This is a genomic window from Mesorhizobium terrae (assembly GCF_008727715.1).
Classification (GTDB): Bacteria; Pseudomonadota; Alphaproteobacteria; order Rhizobiales; family Rhizobiaceae; genus Mesorhizobium; species Mesorhizobium terrae.
In genome coordinates this window covers 2703736-2720540 of record NZ_CP044218.1, presented here as the reverse complement: position 1 = coordinate 2720540, position 16805 = coordinate 2703736, and the positions used below count along the sequence as shown (strand labels likewise).

The following is a 16805-nucleotide window of genomic DNA, read 5'->3' as shown; positions in this document are numbered from 1 at the left end:
CAGCCATGATCCGCCACTGCGTCTTCGTGAAATTCCGTGCCGACGTATCGACGACGGAGCGCGCCGCGATCCATGCCGACCTGTCGGCTTTGCGCGGCCTGATCGATGGCATGGGCGCCGTGCATTTCAGCGCCAATGTCAGTCCGGAGCCTTTCGCGCGCGGCTTCACGCATGGCTTCACCATCGACTTCGGCGATGCCGCCGCCCGCGACGCCTATCTGGTGCATGAGGCGCACCAGAAAGCCGGCGCGAGGCTGGTCGCCGCGCTCGACGGCGGCACGGACGGGCTGATGGTGTTCGATCTGGAGACTGCCGGCGCCTGAGCCTGCAGATGTTCAGAGCGGTCCGGATCGGCGCACTAGCCCATGCGCAGCGCGATGACGCCGGCCACGATGGACAAGGCCGCGGCGCCGCGCCAGGCCGTCATCTTTTCGCCGAGCGCGAAGACCGAGATCATCATGGCGAACAGGATCGAGCTTTCGCGCAATGACGCCACCGAGGCGATCGGCGCCTTGGTCATCGCCCACATGACGATCCAGTAGGCCGTGCCGCTCAGACAGCCGGTGATGATGCCCGCCTTCCAGTCGCGCGCCATCGCCGGCAGCGATTGCCGCCCGCGCACCAGAAGGCACAGGATCAGCGACCAGATGCCGTCGCAGAGGAACAGATAGACGGCATAGCTCGACGCGGTCGCGGCAAGGCGCGCGCCACTGCCGTCGGACAGCGTGTAGCTGGCGATGAACACCGACGTCGCCAGCGCGAAACCGACCGCGCGCAGATTGAGCTTTTCCAGATGCGCGCCGCCGCGGAAGGACATCAGCAGCGTGCCGCCACAGAGCAGCACGATGCCGACGATCGACAAAGTGCCCGGGATTTCCGAAACAACGAAGATGCCACCAATGGCCGCCAGCAAGGGCGCGGTACCGCGCGCCAGCGGGTAGGTCTGGGCCAGATCGCCGGCCTTGTAGGCGCCGATCAGGCAGAGTTTGTAGCCCATGTGGAAGAGCGTCGAGGCGAAGATCCAGGGCCAGACCTCGGCCCGAGGAAATTCGACGAAGGGCACCGCCACCAGCGCCATCGACGCCATGCCAAGCGTCAGCACCGTCACCGACAGGAAGCGGTCGAGATGAACCTTGACCATGGCGTTCCAGGTGGCATGCATGGCGGCGGCGGACAGCACCGCCAGGAAGACCAGAAGGCTCATTGCGTGTCGTGATCGGCCGTGAAAATGGTGCCCACTTCGAAGAACCGATTTGCCGGCAATCTGTTACCCGGCTTAGGTTCATTGAAGGCATAACCCGCCGCGAGAGGCCGGGCAATGGGCAGGCAAGGCCTGGATTCTTGGACCAGGAACCCGCCGATGGCGATCCGTCGCTTCCCACCATCGATTGAGATAAAGGCGAAACACGGCGCGTAAAGCTACGCCTGCCCTGCGCAGGCTCTGGGCGCGTGGCATTCAAAACAGCCAAACAATTGGTCTTTGCGCCGTGCGCACCGCCCCATCCCACTAAGGATGGAAGCGGCGGCGTTTCAGCCCTAGTGCAGAACCAGCACGTCGCCGGAGGAGAATGAAATCTCGGCCTTGTCGCCGACATTCGGCGGCGGCGTCGAGGAATTGTTGAAGGTGTCGAGCGAAATCTTGGACTGGCCGATGCCAACCCGCACCCGGATCACCGAGCCCAGGAAATGCACGTCGGAGATTTCGCCGGTGAGCTTGGCGTCGTTGCCGGGACGTTCGCCGAGCGCGATCGCCTCGGGGCGCAGCGCCAGCGACAGCGTGTCACCGGTCTTGGAACCGTTCAACTTACCTTTAAGCCCGATTTCCTCGGCATTGATGCGCACCCGGCCGGAACCGGCATCGCTGACCACGCCTTCCAGCACATTGAGGGTACCGACGAAATTGGCGACGAATTTGGTGGCCGGACGGTTGTAGATCTCGAAGGGCGCGCCGACCTGCTCGGCCTTGCCGCCATACATGACCGCGATGCGGTCGGAGATCGACAGCGCTTCTTCCTGGTCATGCGTGACGAAGATGGTGGTGATGCCGAGCTCTTTTTGAATGGCGCGGATTTCGTCGCGCAGCGACACGCGCACCTTGGCGTCGAGTGCCGACAGCGGCTCGTCGAGCAGAAGCAGTTTCGGCTTCGGCGCCAATGCACGAGCAAGCGCCACGCGCTGCTGCTGGCCGCCGGAAAGCTGGTAGGGATAGCGGTCGCCGAGTTGCGGCAGCTTGATCAGGTCGAGCATTTCGGCGACGCGCTTGTCGCTGTCAGCCTTCGGTATGCCGGCGACCTTGAGACCGAAGGCGACGTTCTGCGCCACGGTAAGATTCGGGAACAGCGCATAGGCCTGGAACACCATGCCGACATTGCGCTGGTTCGGCTTCAGCCGGGTGACATCCTTGCCGCCGACGATGATCTGGCCGGCCGTCGGCTCCTCGAAGCCGGCGACCATGCGCAGCACCGTCGTCTTGCCGCAGCCCGAAGGCCCGAGGAACGAGACAAACTCGCCGCGTGCGATATCGAGGTTGAAGTCCTCGACCACGGTGGTGGCGCCGAAGGCTTTCTTCACATGCTGGATGGAAAGGAACGGATCAGCCATGGGTTCAGGACTTTCTCGGGCTCAATTCGGGCGATTCGCCGATTTCGGCGCGAAACGGGACAGAACCTGGATGACCGACATGCAGCCCCAGGTGATGACGAAGGCGATGATGGCAAGCGCCGCCGGCTCATAGGCGCGGTTGGCGCCGATGTTCTGAAGATACGGGCCGAAGGCCGGACGGTTGAGCAGGCTGGCCATGGTGAACTCACCGATGACGATGGCGAAGGTCAGGAATGCGCCCGACAGCACCGCGATCAGCACGTTGGGCAGGATGACGCGGCCGATGATGGTGGTCCAGCCGGCGCCGAGGATCTGCGCCGCCTCGGTCAGCGTGCGCACGTCGATGGTCCTGAGGCCGGTGTCGACGGCGCGGTACATATAGGGCAGCGCCAGCGTCGCATAGCCGATGACCAGAAGCGCGTTGGTGCCCATGTCGCTCGACAGGAACGGCAGCGGCGAGTTCGAGCCATACATGCGGATGTAGCCGAAGACGATGACGATGGCCGGGATGACCAGCGGCAGAAGTGTCACGAACTCGACGACCGGCCGGAGCTGCGGCAGGCGTAGCCTGATCCAGTAGGCGGTTGGCACGACCAGCAGCACACCGAGGATGATGGTGAAGACCGCGGCTAGCACCGAGAAGGTGAACGTTGCCTGGAAGCGCTCGTCGCCCAGAACCACCTTGTAGGCGTCGAAGGAATAGGTGCCGCGCCGCATACGCATGGAGAATTCCATGGTCGCGATCAGCGGAATGAAGAAATAGGCGGCGCCGAGGATAAAAGTGACCCAGGCCCAGAATCTGCCCGACTTCATTTCAGCCACCTTTCCGAACGGGTCCGGAACCAGATGTAGAAGACATTGGCGAGGCCCGTGATGAAGATCATGCCGAAAGCGATGGCATAGCCGAGATGTGGATTGTGCAGCACGTCGCCACGGATCTGCGCATAGAGCAGGATCGGCACGATATTGAGCGACGAACCGGTCAGCGCATAGGCGGTGGCAATGGCGCCGAAGGCATTGGCGAAGAGCAGGATCACGGTGCCGAGGAAGCTCGGCCAGATCACCGGGATCACCACCATGCGCCAGTACTGCCACTGCGTGGCACCCAAGGTCGCGGCAGCCTCGCCCCATTCCTTCTTCAGGCCATCGATGGCCGGCGTGATGATGACCACCATCAGCGGAATCTGGAAATAGAGATAGGTGAGCGTCAGGCCCCAGAAGGACAGGACGTTGAAGCCGTGCTGGTAGGGGTCGAAGCCAAGCGCGCGCAGGAAAACGGTGACAAGGCCGAGCCGGCCGAGCGTCGCCAGGAAGGCAAAGGCCAACGGCACGCCGGCGAACTGCGAGGCCACGCCGGAAAAGGTGAGCGTTGCCGAGCGCGTCCAGTTGGGCAGGCCGCCGCGCACGATGGCGATCGCGATGGCAAGGCCGATAAACGCCCCGAGAAGCGCCGAGGCAACGGAAACCTTGATGGAGATCAGATAGGCGGCGACGATGGACGGTTGCGCCAGCTCGATGATGTTTTCCAGCGTGACGGCACCGTCACTGTTCTGGAACGCGCCGAGGATGAGATACAGCGTCGGCAGGATCAGGAACATCAGCGCGAAGATGATGAACGGCGCCACGCCCAACCATTGCGTGGGCAGCCGCATGGCCCGCGCCTGTGCTGGCGGTACGATCTTTCCGGCAGCAGCCGGTCCTGAAAGACTGATATCGGTCATGCCGGCCTGTCTTCGTTAGATAAAGTCCGGGCGGCGTGGAGCCGCCCGGACAATTGTCGTGAACTTACTTGACGTTGGCGCCGACCATCGAATCCCAGTTCTTGGTGATCGCTTCCTTCGACACCTTCTGCTCGTCGAGCGTCGGGAACGCGGCTTTTTCATAGGCAGCGGCCGGCGGCATCTTCGCGAGCAGCTCCTTCGGAATCGCGCCCTTCTTGGCGAGATCGTTGAAGCGGATCGGGTGGCAGTAGCCCTTCAGCCAGCCGAGCTGACCTTCGTCGGAATAGAGATACTCCATCCAGAGCTTGGCTGCGTTCGGGTGCGGCGCGTAGGCGCTGATCGCCTGAACGTAGACGCCGGCGACGACACCGGTCTTCGGCACGACGACCTCAACCGGAGGATTGTCCTTCAGCGTGTCGCGACCGGCGAGCGCATTGTAGTCCCAGTTGATCAGGATCGGCGTCTGGCCCTGGGCGAGCGTTGCCGGCTTGCCGATCACCGGAACGAAATTGCCGGCGGCATTGAGCTTCTTGAAGTATTCGAGGCCGGCCTTGCCAGCGGCTTCACCAGCAGCGGCGCCGCCCGACAGACCCGAGGCATAGACAGCCTGGATGGCCTGGTTGGACGCACGCGGGTCACCGGCAAGCGCGATCGAGTTGGCGTATTCCGGCTTCAAGAGATCGGCCCAGTCGGTCGGGGCGTTCTTGACCAGGTCCTTGTTCACCATGAACGAGAGAACGCCGTAATAGTCGCCGTACCAGAAGCCGTCGGCATCCTTGGCGCTGTCGGGGATCGAATCCCAGGTCGAGACCTTGTAGGGCTGGATCAGGCCGTCGGCCTTGGCGGACGGGCCGAAGGAGAGACCAACGTCGATGACGTCGGGAGCCTGCGGGCCCTTGTTGTCCTTGTTGGCCTTGATCGCCTCGATCTCGTCGCCCGAACCGGCGTCGGGATTGAGTTCGTTGATCTTGATTTCCGGGTACTTCTTCTTGAAGCCATCGATGACGGCGCCGTAGCCGCACCAGTCATGCGGCAGCGCGATCGTGGTGAGCTGGCCTTCCTTCTTGGCCGCAGCTGCCAGCTCGTCCAGCGACGAGGCCGAAGCGAAAGCGGAAGAGGCCATCAGGGCGACTGCCGTAAGGGAAAGCACTTTTCCCGTGAATCTGAACATTTTTCTCTCCGTTGAACTGACGCCGAGGGACGCCTGCGATGCGGTATCCCCGTTATATGACAGTCCGATGAAGGCGGACCGCCCCGCGCCCCGAAAGGCACGGAAAGTTAACTACTTTTGCCGGACACCCGCAATCGGGTGCCCGTTCGTTTTCCGGCTAAACTTTCTGGCGCCTCCTCCCAGCCCTTTCGTTCCCCTTGCTTTTTTTATTTTTCGCAAGTTCGCGAAAGACAGTCGCACCTGCCTCGCGCGTCTCTTATACCGTTCCCGACAAAGAGTTTTCCAAGAGCGACAGCGCCGCTTTCTTAGTCAGCTTCACCGGATTGCCGCCGGCAGTCGGATCGACGATTGCCATGTCGGCGATCAGGCCCTTGCGCTTCTTGTCCATGTCGAGGTCCTTGATGAGGCCGCCGAGCGTGTGCGGAACCTTCAGTTCCTTGCGCAGCTTGGTGATCGCCTTGGCGAAACCGTCGAAGCCGCCCTTGATGCCGCAATAGGCTGCGAGGCGCTCGATCTTGCCCTCGATGACGTCGCGGTTGAAGGCCAGCACATAAGGCATGAACACGGCATTGGTCATGCCGTGATGGGTGTCATAGAGGCCGCCGATCGGATGCGACAGCGAGTGGATGGCGCCGAGCCCCTTCTGGAAGGCGGTGGCGCCCATCGCAGCGGCGCTCATCATATGCGCGCGGGCGGTCAGGTCCTTGCCGTTGGCATAGGCTTTGGGCAGGTTCTCGAACACCAGCCGTACGCCTTCGACCGCGATGCCGTCGGCCATCGGGTGATAGCCCGGCGCGCAATAAGCTTCGAGGCAGTGCGCCAGCGCGTCCATGCCGGTACCGGCGGTGATGAATTGCGGCATGCCGACCGACAGCGCGGGATCGGCGATGACGATGGCGGGAAGGATCTTCGGATGGAAGATGACCTTCTTGGTGTGCGTCGCCTCGTGGGTCAGCACGCTGGCGCGGCCAACCTCCGAGCCGGTGCCGGCGGTCGTCGGAACGGCGACGATCGGGGCGATGGCGTTGCTGTCGGCGCGCGTCCACCAGTCGCCGATATCCTCGAAATCCCAGACCGGGCGGGTCTGGCCGGCCTGGAAGGCGATCAGCTTGCCGAGATCGAGCGCCGAGCCGCCGCCGAAGGCGATGACGCCGTCATGCTTGCCCTTCTTGAAGACGGCGATGCCAGCGGTGAGGTTCGATTCCACCGGGTTCGGGCGGACATCGGAAAAGACGCCGTAGGGGATCTTCGCATCGTCGAGGATTTTCAACGTCGAGGCCACCACCGGCAGCTTTGCGAGACCGGGATCAGTGACGAACAACGGACGCTTGATGCCAGTCGCGGCCAGCGCGTCCGGCAATTCGGAAATGCGGCCGGCGCCGAAGCGGATGGTGGTCGGGTAGTTCCATTTGGAGACGAGCTTGGACATGCAGTTTTCCTTGGAATGGGCGGCTAACTAGATCTTCTCGCGCAGGTGATACGACTTCGGCCGGGTCAGATTGTCGTAGCCGATCTGCGAAAGCGCCGCGCCCTTGCCGGTGTCCTTGACGCCGGTCCAGACAAGCGCGGGATCGAGGTAATCGCAGCGGTTCATGAACACGGTGCCGGTCTCGACGCGGTCGCCGATGGCCACGGCGCGCTCGGTGTCGGCGGTCCAGATCGAGGCGGTGAGGCCATAGGGGCTGTCGTTCATAAGGGCGACCGCCTCCTCGTCGTTGCGCACCTTCATGATGCCGACGATCGGGCCAAAGCTCTCCTCGCGCATGACCGACATCTGGTGGTCGACATTGGTCAGCACCTCGGCCGGCAGATAGGGCGAACCAGCCTTGTCGGCCGCGTCCCTGGTGTTCATGTGAGCCGTCGCGCCCTTGCGCAGCGCTTCGGCCTTCTGCTCGCGAATGAAGTCGGCAAAACGCGCCTGCGCCATCGGGCCCATCGTCGTTGCCTGGTCGAGCGGATTGCCGAGAACATAGCTCTTCGTCTCGGCGATGAAGCCCTCGACGAAATCGTCATAGATCTTCTCGTGCACGTAGACGCGCTCGATGCCGCAGCAGCACTGGCCGGAATTGAAGAAGGCACCTTCGACGAGATTGGCCACCGCATGGTCGAGCTTGGCGTCGGGCAACACATAGGCGGGATCCTTGCCGCCGAGTTCGAGACCCAGCGTCATGAAGGTGCCGGCCGCGGCCTTTTCGATGGCGCGACCACCGGCGACCGAGCCGGTGAAGTTAACGTGGTCGATCTTGCCCGAGCCGAGCAGCTTTTCCGTCTGGGCGTGGTTGAGCACCATGTTCTGGAAGACATGTTTCGGCAGGCCGGCCGCCTCGAAGGCCTTGGCGAAGCGCTCGCCGACCAGCAGCGTCTGCGCGGCGTGCTTGAGGATGACGGTCGAGCCCGCGATCAGCGCCGGCACGATGGTGTTGACGGACGTGAGGTACGGGTAGTTCCACGGCGCGATCACCATGACCACGCCGAGCGGGTCCTTCTTCACATAGCGGCGGAAACCGTCCTTCGGATTGGAGGCTGGCACCGGCGCCAGTGCGCGCTCGGCGATCTCGACCATGTATTGCGTGCGTTCCTTGACGCCGCCGAATTCGCCGCCGTAGCGCACCGGACGCCCCATCTGCCATGCCAGTTCCGGAACGATCTCGTCGCTCATGGCAACCAGCGCTTCCAGCATCTTCAGCATGTATTTGGCGCGCTCGGCGACGGGCACCTTCGCCCAGTCGGCCTGCGCCGCGCGGGCGCGCTCAACGGCGGCGTTAACCGCCTGATCGCTGGCGATCGGCCGTTCGACATAGATCGAGCCATCGATGGGGGAAGTAAGCTTTACGGTTTCAGTCATGCTTCGTTTTTCCTCATTGCGCGTCCTAGCCCGCCATCTCGGCAAAGGCCGGTCCGCTAACGTCTTGTCGTGGCGCGGGCGAAAGGGCAGACCGAACCCTGTTCGCCCTGCCCCGTCTCACCAACTTCGCCTTGCGATATCCGGTCACCGCGCCCTCCCACAAGAGGGAAGGCCGGCTCCCTCCTCAATATCGCTCGAACCCCCGGTGCAGTTCCCAATCGGTGATGCGTCGGTCGTATTCGAACTGCTCCCAGCGCGCCGTGTGCACGTAATGGTCGATGACGTCCTCGCCGAAAGCGGCCTTGAGCATCTTTGACTTGGCCATGGTCTCGGTCGCCTCGCGCAGCGTCTTCGGTATCTCCGGCAGGCGCGAAGCCTGGTAGGCATCACCCACGAACGGCTTCTGTAGTTCCAACTTCTCGTCGATGCCGGCAAGACCGGCGGCGATCAGCGCCGCGAAGGCGAGATAGGGGTTCAGGTCGGCGCCGCCGATGCGGCATTCCATGCGGATGCCCTTGGTGCCCTCGCCGCACAGGCGGAAGCCCGCCGTGCGGTTGTCTTCCGACCACATGATCTTGGTCGGTGCGAAGGTACCAGACTGGAAGCGCTTGTAGGAATTGATGTAGGGCGCCAGGAACCAGGTGAATTCCTTGGCATATTTGAGCTGGCCCGCGGACCATTGCTGGCCGAGGCTGGACAGCGTCCACGGGCCCTTTTTGTCGAAGAACAGCGGCGTCTTGCCGTCGGCGCTCCACAGCGAATTGTGGATATGGCTGGAATTACCGGCCAGGCCGTAATTGTACTTGGCCATGAAGGTGATCGCCTTGCCTTCGGAATCGGCGATCTCCTTGGCGCCGTTCTTGAGGATAACGTGGCGGTCGGCCATCTCCAGCGCTTCGGCGTAGCGCACATTGATCTCTTCCTGGCCCGGGCCCCACTCGCCCTTGGAATTCTCGATCGGAATGCCGGCGGCCTGCATCTCGTTGCGCAGGCGGCGCATGATGCCTTCTTCCTTGGTGGTGATGCCGATCTGGTAGTCGCCGATATAGGGCGACGCGGTCTCGATGCCTTGCCAGTGCTTCTTGCGGGCGGCGTCATAGCCTTCGCTGAACAGGTAGAATTCGAGTTCGGAGGCGAAATAGCCGATATAGCCGCGTTCGGTCAGCCGCTTGACCTGCTTGCGCAGGATGGCGCGCGGCGAATGGGCGAGGTCTTCATGGCTGTGGTGGTCGAGCAGGTCGCACAGCACCAACGCGGTCTTTTCGAGCCACGGCACCTGCCGCAGCGTTGCGAGGTCCGGCTTCATGACGAAGTCGCCATAACCCTTCGACCAGCTCGCCGCCTTGTAGCCGGGCACCGGCTCCATATCGATGTCGTCCGCCAGCAGATAGTTGCAGCCATGCGTCTCGTCATGCGCGGACTCGACGAAATACTGAGCCAGGAAACGCTTGCCGACGAGGCGACCCTGCATGTCGACGGCACAGGCGAGAACGGTGTCGATCTCCCCTGCCTGCACCGCCTTCTTCAACTGATCGAACGAAAGGTTGCCTGCCATTCTTAGAGCACTCCGGTTTTCATTTTTTAGGAACGGATTTGATGGAAGGGCGACCATGGCCGGCGACCGCCGGCCATGGTCGTGTTTTTGGGACTTAGTGGCCGCCAGCCGTCTCGCCGACGGCGCGTTCCGCGGCGGCGATCTCGGCGGCACGCTTGGCCACCTCGTCACCGATCGGCGGACCCTGGAAGCGGCGGCGCTCGATACCAAACCAGAGCACCACCAACAGGATGAGCAAGCCGATGGCGTAGTTGATCAGGATGTCGAAGGGCGGCTGGATGCCGGCATACATCAGGATCAGAACACCGAGCACGGTGATGCCGGCGAACGGCTTGGACCAGACGCCTAGACGGAAAGGCCCGAATTCGGTCCAGGTTTTACCTTCCGCCAGGAAGCCCGCTGCTACCGGCATCGCGTAGGACACGTAGAGGAACAGCGCACAACCTGCCGCGAGCGCCGCGAACGCCGGCGAGTAGAGTGTCGCCGCAACCGAAAGCACCGCACCCAGCCAAATAGCCGGTACGGGCGTACGCCATGTCGGGCTGACCGACTTCCACATCGAGGAGCCCGGCAGGCCGCCGTCGCGCGCGAAAGCGAAAATCATGCGCGAAGTGGAAGTGAGACCGGCCAGCGCGCAGATGTAGTTGGCCAGCACGATTGCAATGGCGATGATGTCCTTCAACCAGCCTGGTGCCGGCAAATTATTGAACAGATTGAACCATGCGTTGGCGCCGTCCTTGGCTGTAGCCGCGAGATCCGGGCTCGCAAGGATGAACGAAACCGCCATCACGAAGCCGAAGACCAGCGACCACAACACGGAATGAATCATGCCGCGCGGAACGGCAACGCGCGCGTTGTGGGTCTCTTCCGAAGTATGTGCGGAAGCGTCGAAACCGGTGATCGTATAGAGCGGATAGAGTAGGCCAATCAGGAAGGCGACCAGCGCCGTTCTTGCCTCCGGCACATAGCCGCCACCCGCTTCGCCAGTGTTGTTGACGAAGGTGGTCAGCCGCGAGAAGTCCCAACTCGCGCCCCAGATTAGGAACATAGCTGTAAGAACCACGGCGACGACCAAGATCAGATAACCGGAGAAATCCGTCAGCGCCGTCGTGATTCTGATGCCGAAATGGTTGAAGAGGGCTTGGGTCAGGGTGATCAGCGCGACACCGATTACCTGCTCCTGATAACCCCATTGCGACACGTCGTGGCCGAACACACCGGCCCATACTAGGTCCCTGAACAACAGGAAAACACCGACATTGACCGATGCGACGACGAAAATGAGGCCAAGTAGATTGATCCAGGCCGTTGCCCAACCCCAGCCTCGACCTCCTAGGATCGACGACCAGTGATAGAGGCCGCCCGCAGTTGGATAGGCCGAGCCAATTTGACCAAGCGACGCGGCAACAACCAACGCGAACAAGCCGCCGATAACCCAACCGATGGTAGCCTCAAAGCCAGCCCCGGTAGCCATCGCTAGCGGAAAAGACGTGATGCCACCCGCCAAAATGCAGATAATCGAGAAGGAGATCGCGAAATTTGAAAAGCCACTCATGCGACGCGCCAATTCTTGCGCGTAGCCCATAGAATGGAGGACCTTCACGTCCTCACTATTGTGTTCGACATTACCAGGCGCTGCCATGAGAGTGTTCCCTTTTTTATACCTTCAGATGGTGCCTTCAATCGAGTGGAGCGGCCGGAACGGCGGCGGCTTTGGCAGCCGCGCCGGCTCAAGACCGGTAAAGATGCCCGCCAGTCGTTCTCCCCATTTTTTCTGTCCGGCTTTGTCCCGGATCTCATCGTTGCGAATTTCAATCATTGCGCACAACAGGCCACGCGAGCGCGCGTGCCGCTCCAGGGTGAAGTAGACCCGGTCGGCAGGCGAGTAAGGCTGGTTGGCGCCAACGGTGAAGCCACCCTGCTGTTGCAGGGCGGCAATCAGCGGGGCCGACAACCGGGCGTCATCGTCATGAATGATGCCGATGTGCCAAGGGCGGTCGACACCCTTGTAAACGGGCGTGAACGAATGCACGGAGACCAGCCGCGTCTCCAGTCCGCGTGCCGCGCGCGTCTCGATCAGCCTGTCGATCGTTTCGTGGAACGGTTTCCAGCAACGGTCGATACGTGCCTGCCGGTCTGCGGCGGACAGGCCTTCATTGCCGGGGATGGCAGTTGTCTCGCTGACGGGCGAGATCAGGTCCGGCGCATCGAGCGGGCGGTTGCAGTCGAGCACCAGGCGCGAAATGCAGGTCTCGACCAGCGGCGCGCCAAGCCGTTCGCTCAATATCTGCGCCACCGGCAGGGCGCCGGGGTCCCAGGCAATGTGGCGGGTGAGCTCTGGGGCCGCGAGGCCGAGCGTTCCATATTCGGCGGGCAGGAAGTTGGAGGCGTGGTCGCAGGTAAAGACATAGGCGCCGTTTCCGTCCGGGTTCGTCACCCTCACGGAATCCGCCGTCGCAAGCTTTCCCCGGCTTGTCGTCTCCATCGATCCGCCGTCCCCTGGGAGCGTATCGTATGTTACGTATTTTGTGTCATTGCGCTCCCATGGATGATTTCATACAGTTTGCCGAACTTTGTCAAACGCCTTTTCCGAAATGCTTGGGGGTGCCGGGTTGGAAACGCAGACGACAACCACTTCCATCGCCGAACTGATCGCCGACCGCATCGACGCGATGCCAGCGGGCGAGCGCAGGGCGGCGCAAACGCTGGTCGCCAACTACCCGGTGATCGGCTTGAAGACCGTGGCCGACTTCTCCCAGCAGGCGGGCGTTTCGTCTCCCACCATCCTGCGTTTCGTCGCCCGCCTCGGCTTCCAGAACTACCCGGAATTCCAGTCGGCGCTGCAGGACGAACTCGCCGCGCAATTGCAGTCGCCGGCCTCGCGCGCCGCCACGGCGCCGAGCCGCAGCGATGCCGCCTCGCCGATGATCGAGGCGACGCTCGACAATCTGCGCGAGACATTCCGCCACCTCTCGGACCGGCAATTGAACGAGATCGCCGAGAAGATGGCCGACCACCGCGGCCACATGTTCCTGATCGGCGGCCGTTTCACCGACCCGCTGGCGCGCTACATGGCCGCCCACCTCGCCATCATCCGTCCCAACGTCTTCCACCTCGTCGGCCAGGAAAGCATGTGGCGCGACCGGCTGATCGACATGGGCAAGCGCGACGTACTGGTCATCTTCGACATCCGCCGCTACCAGGACAGCCTCATCCGCTTCGCCGAGAAGGCGCATCAGCGCGGCGTGCAGATCGTGCTTTTCACCGACCAGTGGCTGTCGCCCATCGCGCGTTTCGCCCGCCATGTGATTGCCGGGCGCACAGCAGTCCCCTCGCCCTGGGATTCGTCGGCGGCGCTGTTCGTGGTGGCCGAAACACTGATCGGCGCCGTTACCCGCCAGATGGAACCGGAAAGCGCCAGGCGCATCCGCGAAATGGAAGGGCTGCGCTAGCGCCAACCCCTCACCGGACCAACCGCCCTTCGATCGACCAGCGCGCCGCCAGGAAGTTAAGGACGGCAGCGACCACGATGCCGGCAATCTTGGCCGGCCACACACCGGTCCAGCCGGCGAGTGCGGCGATGAACAAGCTGGACACGCCGAGCGAGATCAATGCGCCCAGCGAGACAAAACGGAAAACCGAACGGCCAAGCGGGATCGAACGGTCGCGTTCGAACGACCAGAAGCGGTTGGCCGTGAAGGAGAAAGCGACGGCAACGAGCCAGGCCCCGACATTGGCGGCCAGCGGCGGCACGGCAACCCACAGCAGGGCAGAGAAGGCTGCGAGGTCGATGACCGTATTCGCCACGCCGACCACGGCGAAGCGCCCCATCTTGCTGCCAAGCGTGCGGCCAGGATCGTCGCTCATCGAGTGCCGCCTTGGATGCTGACGCCAGCTGCGTCAAGCATGGTGCCGAATTCTTCCGAAGCCAGGAAGTCGTATTCGGCCCGCCGCACCGCCTGCATCGGGTCGCGTGTGGCCAGAATGGCATCGACATGGCCCGGATGGCACATGAACACGCCCCCTTCCGGCAAACCTTCGACAGCGCGGCGCACGGTCGGCGCGAAATCCGACGGCCGGCGCCAGTCATAGATGCCTGCGAGCGGCTTCATCGCGGAAAATCCGGCTGCTTGCATCGATCGGTCGAACCCGCGCGCCAGCGCCGCGATGGTGGCCACCTTGAGTGCCGTCACGCCGACGCCCCGCGACAAAACGGGCGCGCCGCGCAACATCGGCCTTTGAGAGCCGGCGAAACGCATCTTCAGCCAATCCCGCACCACAGGCAGGAAATGCACATGTTGATGTCCGTCGATGGAATCGGGCTCACGGCCGAGCGCCTCGACGAAACGACGATGCTGCGCGTCGAGCTCAGTGTGGATGTCGATGGTGCCGAAGCGCCGACGCTTGAGCGGCGACGCCAGTTCGCCGAGTGAGGGCAATTGCCCTTGCGGCGCAAGGCCCGAAGGCGCCGTCAGCGCCGGCTGGTCGGTCAGCGTGAGATGCAGGCCGATCGCGGCACGGCCGACGAACGGCTTGATCCTTTCGGCGGCCTGTTCCCATTCCGGGAAGCCGGTCATGCAGCTCGTACCGGTCAATCGTCCGCGCCCGATCAGGTCAAGGATCGCGTCCGACACGCCGGGCGATAGGCCGTAGTCGTCGGCGATCAGGCGGATAGAGCGGGTCATGCGTCCGGCTTCTGCTCACCCGCGCCGCTGACGATATCGCGCACGATGTAGACAGGACGGTCCTTGCTCTCGCTGAGCGCCACCCAGACATATTCGCCGATCAGGCCGAGCAGGGCGAGGTTGAAACCGCCGAGCACGACAATGGCGACAAGCAGGGAAGGATAACCGGGCACGGCGATGCCGTAGAAAAACACTTCAAAGAAGACCTTGAGGCCGTAGATGCCGCCAGCCAGCGCAACCGCAAGACCCGACAGGCTGAGGATGCGCAGCGGCAGCACCGAGAAGGAGGCAAAGCCTTCCATCGAAAAGGCCAACAGGTTGAGCCGGCTCCATTTGCTCGTGCCGCTGACGCGCTGCCCCGGCGTGTAGGTCACCGCCTTGTGCCGGAACCCCGCCCAGGCATAGAGCCCCTTGTTGAAACGCCGCTTGTCGCGAAGCTTAGTCAACGCGCGCGCCACCGTCCCGCGCATGACGCGGAAGTCGCCGGCATTTTCAGGAATATCGAAGCGCTGGCTCGAATTGATCAGACTGTAGAACAGCTTGGCCGACTGGCTGCGCTTCCAGCTCGCACCTTCGCGATTGGTGCGGGCATAGACCACGTCGACGTCCGGGTTCTCGACCAGTTCGCCGATCAACTTCAGGCTCACCTCCAGCGAGTGCTGCAGGTCGGCATCCATGATCAAAACCATGTCGCCGCATGTCCTGTCGAGACCGGCCAGCACGGCCACTTCCTTGCCGAAATTGCGGCTGAGCCGGACGATTTCCCATTCGCCGCCCAGTGCCTCGGCAAAGCGCGCGGCGCTGTCGTCGACGCTGCCGTCATCGATCAGGATCTTGCGCGTGGCGAAACCGAAGCGACGGGAAACCTCGGTCTCCAGTTCCAACAAAAGCCGGGCGAAACCTTCCGCCGAGGCCGCCTCGTTCCAGAACGGCGTGACAATGTCGAGCGTGGGCTGGCGCTCAGGCATGCGCTTGTGCTCCGATCCGTTTGAACCTGCCATGCGCAACCGACCAGAACCACCACAATACCGGCAGGACGATCACGGTCATGGCGATGGGCCGGAACCAGAGCCGCAGGGCCTCGTGAAGATGCGAATTGATGCCCGTCAGCCCCGTCGCGAACAAGGCGATGGCGAGCACGGAGGGCAGAATGCCACCCTCCTCATTGTCCCACATCACCGCCAGTGCCATGCCAGCCGGCATCGCTAACACGGCGAAGGTGTTATACTCGACGCGCGGGTTGAGCAGGCTCATGTAGAACGCGGCGGTCAGGAAAATGGCGAGGCCCGCCAGGCGCCGGTCGAGATTGCGATCGTACCACAGCACCAGCCCGAGCGTCGGCAGCGCCACGGCAATCCGCACCAGTGTCGCTGCCTCGCTGGAGATCGGCATGCCTAAGGCGGTGAACGGCGCGGTGAAATCGGCCGTTTCGAAAACGACGGCCTTGTCGACCGACATCGAGGTCATCAGCGTGGCGAAATCACGATAAAGCTGGGTGACATAGTCAGCCGGGGCAAAGGCGTAGGGGATAGCCAGCACAAAAAGCAGCAACGCTAACAGCACCGGGATCAGCCGCAGCCGCAGCGCTCCGACAAGGAGCAAAACGATGATGGCGGTCGGCTTGGCAATCACTGCCACCGTCGCCCACAGGAAGGTTTCGACACGTCGGCCTTCGAGCGCCGACAGAACCAGCAGCCAGCAGGCACCCGCGAGCAGGATGGTCGCCTGGCCGTTGCGCAAGGCTCCGGCCGTGATCGGCACCGCCAGGAAAAGTGCATAGGACAACATCCAGAGCCGGTTGGCCGGATCGATCGTGCGGACCTGCCGCCACGCGGCATAGGTCAGAACAGCAAAGCCAACTATCCGCCACAAGCCGTCGCCGACCACGGGGCCAAGCTTCGTGAACGGCACATAGAGCACCGCGAAGGCCGGTGAATAGAGATAGCCCATGGCGATATCGAGATTGTAGAGCGGCTTGCCGTCGAGGAACAACTCGCTGGCCGTGCGGTAGCTGCGCATCACGGACCGATGGTCTGGCGCCATGCCGGATATAATAAGGATCGCCGCGAACCCGCCAAGCCAAAGTGCCAGGCCGCCCCAATCCCAAGCCTGTCTAGATTTTGCCATTGCCCAACATTGCCCAATGCCGGCGGCTTCCGATGAACCTGAGCCGCCTTTTATCAGGGCGCGGGCATATCATGGCCAAGGCTGTTCGGTACAGCCCGCG

16 protein-coding genes are annotated in these 16805 nt (G+C 62.9%); 2 read left to right on the top strand and 14 right to left on the bottom strand.

Annotation, left to right across the window (positions count from 1 at the left end; genetic code table 11):
* Positions 1 to 5 precede the first annotated feature (5 nt).
* Positions 6 to 323 carry a Dabb family protein gene (locus FZF13_RS14550; RefSeq protein WP_024927102.1) on the top strand — a complete coding sequence of 106 codons (318 nt, stop codon included), beginning with the start codon at positions 6 to 8 and terminating at the stop codon, positions 321 to 323.
* Between the two features lie 35 nt (positions 324 to 358).
* On the opposite strand, the gene FZF13_RS14545 is transcribed toward FZF13_RS14550, so the two are convergent.
* The 10 genes from FZF13_RS14545 to FZF13_RS14500 form a co-directional block, all read right to left on the bottom strand.
* On the bottom strand, positions 359 to 1204 hold the full coding sequence (locus tag FZF13_RS14545) for an EamA family transporter (protein WP_024927103.1): 846 nt from the start codon (positions 1202 to 1204) through the stop codon (positions 359 to 361).
* Between the two features lie 332 nt (positions 1205 to 1536).
* Positions 1537 to 2601: an ABC transporter ATP-binding protein gene (locus FZF13_RS14540; protein WP_024927255.1), complete on the bottom strand. Its 1065-nt coding sequence runs from the start codon at positions 2599 to 2601 to the stop codon at positions 1537 to 1539.
* Between the two features lie 21 nt (positions 2602 to 2622).
* Entirely contained in the window at positions 2623 to 3414 is a 792-nt protein-coding gene (locus FZF13_RS14535) for an ABC transporter permease (RefSeq protein ID WP_024926897.1), read from the bottom strand.
* Entirely contained in the window at positions 3411 to 4322 is a 912-nt protein-coding gene (locus FZF13_RS14530; RefSeq protein ID WP_024926898.1) for an ABC transporter permease, read from the bottom strand. The genes FZF13_RS14535 and FZF13_RS14530 overlap by 4 nt, the downstream gene beginning before the upstream one ends.
* A 64-nt stretch (positions 4323 to 4386) precedes the next feature.
* Positions 4387 to 5493: an ABC transporter substrate-binding protein gene (locus FZF13_RS14525; RefSeq protein ID WP_024926899.1), complete on the bottom strand. Its 1107-nt coding sequence runs from the start codon at positions 5491 to 5493 to the stop codon at positions 4387 to 4389.
* A gap of 256 nt (positions 5494 to 5749) precedes the next feature.
* Positions 5750 to 6922, bottom strand: coding sequence for an iron-containing alcohol dehydrogenase (locus tag FZF13_RS14520; RefSeq protein WP_024926900.1), 1173 nt, complete (start codon positions 6920 to 6922; stop codon positions 5750 to 5752).
* A 27-nt stretch (positions 6923 to 6949) separates the two neighbouring features.
* Entirely contained in the window at positions 6950 to 8338 is a 1389-nt protein-coding gene (locus tag FZF13_RS14515) for an aldehyde dehydrogenase family protein (protein ID WP_024926901.1), read from the bottom strand.
* Between the two features lie 184 nt (positions 8339 to 8522).
* Positions 8523 to 9893, bottom strand: a complete 1371-nt coding sequence (locus FZF13_RS14510) for a glutamine synthetase family protein (RefSeq protein ID WP_024926902.1) — start codon at positions 9891 to 9893, stop codon at positions 8523 to 8525.
* 94 nt (positions 9894 to 9987) lie between these two features.
* Complete coding sequence (locus FZF13_RS14505) at positions 9988 to 11535, bottom strand: amino acid permease (protein ID WP_024926903.1); 1548 nt, start codon at positions 11533 to 11535, stop codon at positions 9988 to 9990.
* 24 nt (positions 11536 to 11559) lie between these two features.
* On the bottom strand, positions 11560 to 12378 hold the full coding sequence (locus FZF13_RS14500) for an N-formylglutamate amidohydrolase (RefSeq protein ID WP_024926904.1): 819 nt from the start codon (positions 12376 to 12378) through the stop codon (positions 11560 to 11562).
* Positions 12379 to 12487: 109 nt separating this feature from the next.
* On the opposite strand from FZF13_RS14500, the gene FZF13_RS14495 reads away from it, so the two are divergent.
* On the top strand, positions 12488 to 13345 hold the full coding sequence (locus FZF13_RS14495) for a MurR/RpiR family transcriptional regulator (protein ID WP_051504803.1): 858 nt from the start codon (positions 12488 to 12490) through the stop codon (positions 13343 to 13345).
* A gap of 10 nt (positions 13346 to 13355) precedes the next feature.
* Here the strand turns inward: FZF13_RS14495 and FZF13_RS14490 are convergent, their stop codons facing one another.
* The 4 genes from FZF13_RS14490 to FZF13_RS14475 are packed head-to-tail and all read right to left on the bottom strand — an operon-like array spanning position 13356 to position 16705.
* The gene (locus tag FZF13_RS14490; protein WP_024926906.1) at positions 13356 to 13760 is read right to left on the bottom strand and encodes a GtrA family protein; all 405 of its coding nucleotides are present in this window, start codon (positions 13758 to 13760) and stop codon (positions 13356 to 13358) included.
* A complete protein-coding gene (locus tag FZF13_RS14485) occupies positions 13757 to 14578 on the bottom strand; it encodes a ChbG/HpnK family deacetylase (RefSeq protein WP_024926907.1) in 822 nt (273 codons plus the stop codon). The genes FZF13_RS14490 and FZF13_RS14485 overlap by 4 nt, the downstream gene beginning before the upstream one ends.
* On the bottom strand, positions 14575 to 15546 hold the full coding sequence (locus FZF13_RS14480; RefSeq protein WP_024926908.1) for a glycosyltransferase family 2 protein: 972 nt from the start codon (positions 15544 to 15546) through the stop codon (positions 14575 to 14577). Before FZF13_RS14480 ends, FZF13_RS14485 begins: the two co-directional genes overlap by 4 nt.
* Complete coding sequence (locus FZF13_RS14475) at positions 15539 to 16705, bottom strand: glycosyltransferase family 87 protein (RefSeq protein WP_024926909.1); 1167 nt, start codon at positions 16703 to 16705, stop codon at positions 15539 to 15541. The genes FZF13_RS14480 and FZF13_RS14475 overlap by 8 nt, the downstream gene beginning before the upstream one ends.
* Positions 16706 to 16805 lie beyond the last annotated feature (100 nt).

Excerpts from the sequence above, each read along its gene's own strand:
- FZF13_RS14550 (WP_024927102.1), top strand. The coding sequence starts at position 6 with ATGATCCGCCACTGCGTCTTCGTGAAATTCCGTGCCGACGTATCGACG.
- FZF13_RS14545 (WP_024927103.1), bottom strand. The coding sequence starts at position 1,204 with ATGAGCCTTCTGGTCTTCCTGGCGGTGCTGTCCGCCGCCGCCATGCAT.
- FZF13_RS14540 (WP_024927255.1), bottom strand. The coding sequence starts at position 2,601 with ATGGCTGATCCGTTCCTTTCCATCCAGCATGTGAAGAAAGCCTTCGGC.
- FZF13_RS14535 (WP_024926897.1), bottom strand. The coding sequence starts at position 3,414 with ATGAAGTCGGGCAGATTCTGGGCCTGGGTCACTTTTATCCTCGGCGCC.
- FZF13_RS14530 (WP_024926898.1), bottom strand. The coding sequence starts at position 4,322 with ATGACCGATATCAGTCTTTCAGGACCGGCTGCTGCCGGAAAGATCGTA.
- FZF13_RS14525 (WP_024926899.1), bottom strand. The coding sequence starts at position 5,493 with ATGTTCAGATTCACGGGAAAAGTGCTTTCCCTTACGGCAGTCGCCCTG.
- FZF13_RS14520 (WP_024926900.1), bottom strand. The coding sequence starts at position 6,922 with ATGTCCAAGCTCGTCTCCAAATGGAACTACCCGACCACCATCCGCTTC.
- FZF13_RS14515 (WP_024926901.1), bottom strand. The coding sequence starts at position 8,338 with ATGACTGAAACCGTAAAGCTTACTTCCCCCATCGATGGCTCGATCTAT.
- FZF13_RS14510 (WP_024926902.1), bottom strand. The coding sequence starts at position 9,893 with ATGGCAGGCAACCTTTCGTTCGATCAGTTGAAGAAGGCGGTGCAGGCA.
- FZF13_RS14505 (WP_024926903.1), bottom strand. The coding sequence starts at position 11,535 with ATGGCAGCGCCTGGTAATGTCGAACACAATAGTGAGGACGTGAAGGTC.
- FZF13_RS14500 (WP_024926904.1), bottom strand. The coding sequence starts at position 12,378 with ATGGAGACGACAAGCCGGGGAAAGCTTGCGACGGCGGATTCCGTGAGG.
- FZF13_RS14495 (WP_051504803.1), top strand. The coding sequence starts at position 12,488 with ATGCTTGGGGGTGCCGGGTTGGAAACGCAGACGACAACCACTTCCATC.
- FZF13_RS14490 (WP_024926906.1), bottom strand. The coding sequence starts at position 13,760 with ATGAGCGACGATCCTGGCCGCACGCTTGGCAGCAAGATGGGGCGCTTC.
- FZF13_RS14485 (WP_024926907.1), bottom strand. The coding sequence starts at position 14,578 with ATGACCCGCTCTATCCGCCTGATCGCCGACGACTACGGCCTATCGCCC.
- FZF13_RS14480 (WP_024926908.1), bottom strand. The coding sequence starts at position 15,546 with ATGCCTGAGCGCCAGCCCACGCTCGACATTGTCACGCCGTTCTGGAAC.
- FZF13_RS14475 (WP_024926909.1), bottom strand. The coding sequence starts at position 16,705 with ATGGCAAAATCTAGACAGGCTTGGGATTGGGGCGGCCTGGCACTTTGG.